At 49.8% G+C, this 5,150-nt stretch carries 5 protein-coding genes and 1 pseudogene; 5 read left to right on the forward strand and 1 reads right to left on the reverse strand.

All coding sequences use genetic code 11. The features are described from left to right. Nucleotides 1–1,070: 1,070 nt before the first annotated feature. From ACKWMY_RS27755 to ACKWMY_RS27775, 5 genes and pseudogenes are all read left to right on the forward strand, one after another. Nucleotides 1,071–1,394: a MobC family plasmid mobilization relaxosome protein gene (locus ACKWMY_RS27755; RefSeq protein WP_409487484.1), complete on the forward strand. Its 324-nt coding sequence runs from the start codon at nt 1,071–1,073 to the stop codon at nt 1,392–1,394. After that, nucleotides 1,384–1,701: pseudogene (locus tag ACKWMY_RS27760) on the forward strand (nuclease); the annotation flags it as partial. The gene ACKWMY_RS27755 and the pseudogene ACKWMY_RS27760, both read left to right, overlap by 11 nt. 370 nt (nt 1,702–2,071) lie before the next feature. Beyond that, nucleotides 2,072–2,557 (forward strand): MbeB family mobilization protein, encoded by a 486-nt coding sequence (locus tag ACKWMY_RS27765; protein ID WP_409487480.1) that lies wholly within the window; start codon nt 2,072–2,074, stop codon nt 2,555–2,557. Nucleotides 2,558–2,560: 3 nt separating this feature from the next. After that, nucleotides 2,561–2,776 (forward strand): MbeD family mobilization/exclusion protein, encoded by a 216-nt coding sequence (locus ACKWMY_RS27770; RefSeq protein WP_409487481.1) that lies wholly within the window; start codon nt 2,561–2,563, stop codon nt 2,774–2,776. 445 nt (nt 2,777–3,221) lie between these two features. Next, entirely contained in the window at nt 3,222–4,151 is a 930-nt protein-coding gene (locus ACKWMY_RS27775; RefSeq protein WP_409487482.1) for a hypothetical protein, read from the forward strand. Here ACKWMY_RS27775 and ACKWMY_RS27780 read toward each other — a convergent pair. Beyond that, entirely contained in the window at nt 4,141–5,037 is an 897-nt protein-coding gene (locus tag ACKWMY_RS27780; RefSeq protein WP_409487483.1) for a DNA cytosine methyltransferase, read from the reverse strand. The genes ACKWMY_RS27775 and ACKWMY_RS27780 overlap by 11 nt on opposite strands. Nucleotides 5,038–5,150: the final 113 nt, after the last annotated feature.

The following is a 5,150-nucleotide window of genomic DNA, read 5'->3' on the forward strand; positions in this document are numbered from 1 at the left end:
TTGAGATCCTTTTTTGCTGCGGGTAGTCTTTAGGCCTGAAACGAAAAAAACCGCCTTACGGCGGTTTTGTTCGGGTTCTTCGAGCTGGTAACTCTTGGAATCCGGACGGTAACTGAGTTCTTAGCGGGAATCAGTAACCAAATCAGTTCTTGTAGTTTAGCCTCTAGAGGCCAACTTCTTCAAGTGCATTTACTCCATAAAAATATTCCCGCAAAAGAACATCCAGTTACCAATGGCTATCACCATTGGCGATAAGTCGTGTCTGTACCGGGTTGGCCTCAAGAGTTTGTTACCGGTAAGGCGTGATAGTTGGATTGAACGGGGGTATCGCTCAAACAATCCGAGCGTGCGACGCGCACTATTCCTTGTACGGCGCAGCAGAACCGTACAGCACTGCACTAGTGGACAACGGGCATTCAACGGCACCACTTAAAAAAAGCGAGGCGGTACAGCCACAGCCAAGGCCAAAGCAGTGACAGCAGGTAACGGTGTGTCTCCGGAGCGCGAGCGAGGGGCAGGGAAATTCGCATTTCCCGCCGATAGTCCGGAGCAAGGCCGAGTACCTTAGACTGGTGACAGTTTAGGGTGGCTCGACCTGTCTTGAGCGTAGCGAGGGACAGGTCGAGACGGCTAATGGAGCCGTTTTTGGCGACATCCTTCTTTCTGCTCTTTTTTCTTACCCAGTTGTCTCAAACCTATCCTGTTACCCCCTCCGCTCGCCACAGCGCAGACTAGGCACACCCGCCTGAGCGGGTAGCTCTGTCTGTGCGAGGAAGCGGCATATCGTCATCTGGAGCATTTTGCACGGTCACTCCGTTTTTACCTGGTCACACGCAGCCGGTTTTTCCTCTGACTCATGCGCATTTTGTTTTACATAGTCACCTCGATTTACCATATTAAGCCAGTATACACTCCGCTAGCGCTACGTGACTGGTTCAGGGCTGCGCCCCGAAACCCGCTAAAAACCACTGACGCGCCTGCGGCTTGCCCAACACCGCGCCGACCGGGAAAAGATTTCCCGCCCGTCCGGGCGTTATCAGGAGGCCGGATTGGCAGATAAACGCAGCAAGATGCTCACGATGTGGGTTACCGAGGATGAGCACCAGCGTCTGCTGGAGCGCTGCGACGGTAAGCAGCTCGCGGCCTGGATGCGGCAGACGTGTCTGGACGAGAAGCCCGCCCGCGCCGGCAAACTTCCATCGATCTCGCCGGCGCTGCTTCGTCAGCTTGCCGGCATGGGGAACAACCTCAATCAGATTGCCCGGCAGGTTAACGCCGGTGGCGGCAGCGGACACGACCGCGTACAGGTTGTCGCCGCGCTGATGGCCATTGATGCCGGACTTGAGCGGCTGCGGCATGTCGTACTGGAAAAGGGGGCTGACGATGATCGTTAAGTTTCACCCCCGGGGGCGCGGCGGTGGTGCCGGGCCGGTTGATTACCTATTGGGGAAAGACCGGAATCGCGATGGCGCCAGCATCCTGCAGGGGAAGCCTGAAGAAGTCCGGGAGCTTATCGACGCCTCGCCCTACGCCAAAAAATACACCTCCGGCGTGCTGTCCTTTGCCGAAAAGGATCTACCTCCCGGGCAGCGTGAAAAGCTGATGGCGAGCTTCGAGCGGGTTCTGATGCCCGGACTCGATAAAGACCAGTACAGCGTGCTGTGGGTTGAGCATCAGGACAAAGGGCGGCTGGAGCTGAATTTTCTGGTACCGAACACAGAACTGCTGACCGGCAAGCGTCTCCAGCCCTATTACGACCGCGCCGACCGTCCCCGCATCGATGCATGGCAGACGGTGGTCAACGGCAGGCTGGGGCTGCACGATCCGAATGCGCCGGAGAACCGGCGGGCGCTGGTGACGGCGTCCGCGTTACCGAAAACGAAACAGGAGGCCTCAGAAGCGATTACGCGGGGTTTGTTAGGCTTGGCTGCGTCTGGGGAGCTGAAAACCCGTCAGGATGTCACAGAGGCGCTGGAGCGGTCAGGTTTTGAGGTGGTTCGGACGACAAAAAGTAGTATCAGCATTGCCGACCCGGACGGGGGGCGCAATATCCGACTGAAGGGAGCACTCTATGAGCAATCTTTTAACGCTGGCGAAGGACTTAGAGCAGAAATCGACGGTGCAGCGCGAGCGTACCGGCGAGATGCTGAAAGCCGCATTCAGCGAGCACGAACAGTCTGTAAAAACGGAACTGAGCGCAAGCGCGAAGAGAATCAGCGACGCCATCAGCGCCCACGAGAGGGGTATGGCCGAGGCTATGCAGTCGAACCGGCTGAGCGTGCTGCGTATGGTCGGGCGGACGTGGCTCACGATCACCCTGGTCTCCGTGTTGCTGATCGCCACGAGCGGGAGTGTGCTGTGGTGGCAAGGGCAGCAGATAGTCGACAATTACGTGACCCTCCGGGAGCAGGAGAGGACACAGGCCATCCTGTCACAGAAGAACAGCGGCGTGCAGTTGTCGACGTGCGGGGACGAGAAACGGCGCTGCGTGAGGGTGAACGAGAAGGCGGGGCGGTACGGCGAGGATTCGGACTGGATGATACTGGCGGGGAAATAGGACATGACGGAGCTGGAAACACAGTTGCTGAGCGCGTTAGAGCAGCTACAGCAGGATTACTCGCAAAGGCTGGACGAGTGGGAGAGCGCCTTCGTGGAATTGCGGAAGATGTCTGGTCTTATGCAACGGGAGAACGCGAGACTGAGCGAGCAAGTCAGCAGCTTGAGCATACAGGTGCAGAGTTTAAGCGAGCAGCTGCGCCGGTTGTCGAACAGCTGAATACCATCGAGCAGCGGCAGCAGCATGAACGGGATATCCAGCACCAGAAAACACTGGAGCTGGAACGTTCGCCTCGTCAGCGGGGTTATGGCGGCCCTAGTCTGAGTTAAAACGACCGGAAACGCGGCTCAGGATGGTTTTTTTCTTCAAAACCCGAGGCTATTCATCTGGTTGCATAGGTATGCATGAGGTTAATATTTATCAGGCGCGTTCCCGGTGGTTTTTTGGGGTGTTTCCTCTCGGTTTCATCCCCTAGCCACCGGAAACGCCACCCATGGTGTTCTGGTGGTGCGCGGAACGGGTGTTATGGTAAATACGAGGGATGTACTTACTTGTGAAGGGTGATGGATTATCCACTATTTCAAGGGGGGGGCTATGATAGCCTGAACAGATCTCCACTGTTTTGTTTTATTGTGAGATTATTGTTATCTATTGATAATAGTGGATGGCGACTATCATGGCTGTTTGTGTTGCAGAGTACTTAGGTCAACGAACTGATGTGGATCTGGATATAATACCAGTTTCTAAAAAAGATGATGTAATGTGTCCTTTTATGGATAGAACGTGCGATAAAGTATCCAAATCATTAGCCCCTGTTTGTTCTGTTCGTAAAAACGATGGCACTATTTGGATTACTTGCGAGCACAGACTTTGCTCATCAAGAACATCGGATAAAAATAAAAAGAAGATAGGATTGGTTAAGCATCAACAGGAATTATTATTAAGTATAGCAAGGTTTATATATGACGACGCTGACCTAACTCAATCTGATGTTGGTATTAAAAGAGAGGTCACAATTCCTCTGCCAGAGGCAGAACATAATTACCACGCTGATTATGTCATGCGTAACTTCTCTAAAAATAATAAGATAGATGAGATTTTACTAGAGATGCAAGGTGGTGGCGAGACCAGTAGTACAGGCAAGATCTCTAAGCATATAGAGGCTTGGGCTGAGATGAATCAACCTGAAAATCAATTTTTGAGAGAATACGTTGGAGCTAATACCATAGAAACTAATGCATGGAGGCGACAACAAGAACAGTTTTTGGTTAAGGGTAATGTCGTAGATCAAACTGGGGGTAAAATTGTTTTTGCAGTCGGATTGCCATTGTATAATTATTTATATAAAAGAATAAGGAATGCAAACTTAAGAGATTTGAGAAAACATAATTGGACTCTTTGTTTGTTGCCGATTGAAGAGGATGATTCCAGCGATAAAAAAAATGGTCCAATACCTCTTAGGATTAATAAGGATAGATCTATTTTCACAAACTACTCTACTTTTGTTCGGTTTTTAACTGATCAGGGCAATCCATGCCCTGAAATATTTGAAGGTGAGTTTACTTTATTGAATAATGAAGTGATTAAGGTTTAGTATTATCTACTAATATTATTCTTTTACCAATCCATTCGATAATAGGTACTGCAACAGCATTACCTATTGCTCTAAATCTACGAGAGTCCAATCTTTCGGAAATCCCTGCAACCTCTCGTACTCGGAAGGGAGCATTCGGCGAACATACAGCGTCTGAGCTTCCTCTGGAGTCAAGCGTATATGTTTCACCATCGTTTCGGAATCCTTTAGCTTGTGGTCCTGCGCTTGGTTTTCTTCCGATTCCTGCATGTTGGATAGAATATGTATTTGTTTTTGATATGCTTTCAGCATGTTTTCTGGTATTTCCTGACCTCTCTCCTGAGCCCGATTTATCAACGATTTTAGTTGTTCCGGATTCAAAAAGGACTTTAGCGGAGCGCATGTCTCCAAAACTTCCGACAATGTACACTCTACGTCGTCTTTGGGGTGTTCCAAAGTATTTTGCGTCCAGTACTCGCCACGATATGCCATACCCGAGTTCATCCAGTGTTTCGATGACTGTTTTGAAATCTTCGCCGTCATGGGAGTTGAGGAGTCCGGGAACATTTTCGATAATAATCCAGTCAGGTTTTTTTTCTTTGATAAGTTTTGCATAGGTAAAAAACAGTCCGCTTCTCTCGCCTAATAGTCCTTTTCTCTTGCCTTGATTCGCTAAGGAAACGTCTTGGCAAGGAAATCCGCCGCACCATACATTACTCGCAGGTATGTCATTCGGTTTTATCAAGCCTATATCATTTTCAAGTGGTACGTTAGGCCAGTGTTTTTTCAAGATGCTCTGACAAAACCTGTTGATTTCACACTGAAAAACAACATTCATCCCTGCTCTTTCTAAACCAAGGTCAAACCCACCGATACCTGCAAAAAAAGACGATACTCTGTATGACATGTGAACTCGTTCGCTTAGATAAACATTATGTGGGTTATGGTAGATGTTTACTGATCATATGGCCAGTATTTTTTTATTTGATGATGTAATTCAGTCTTGAGGAAAGGATCTTC

The sequence above is a fragment of the Serratia sp. J2 genome (assembly GCF_046269175.1).
Lineage (GTDB): Bacteria > Pseudomonadota > Gammaproteobacteria > Enterobacterales > Enterobacteriaceae > Chania > Chania fonticola_C.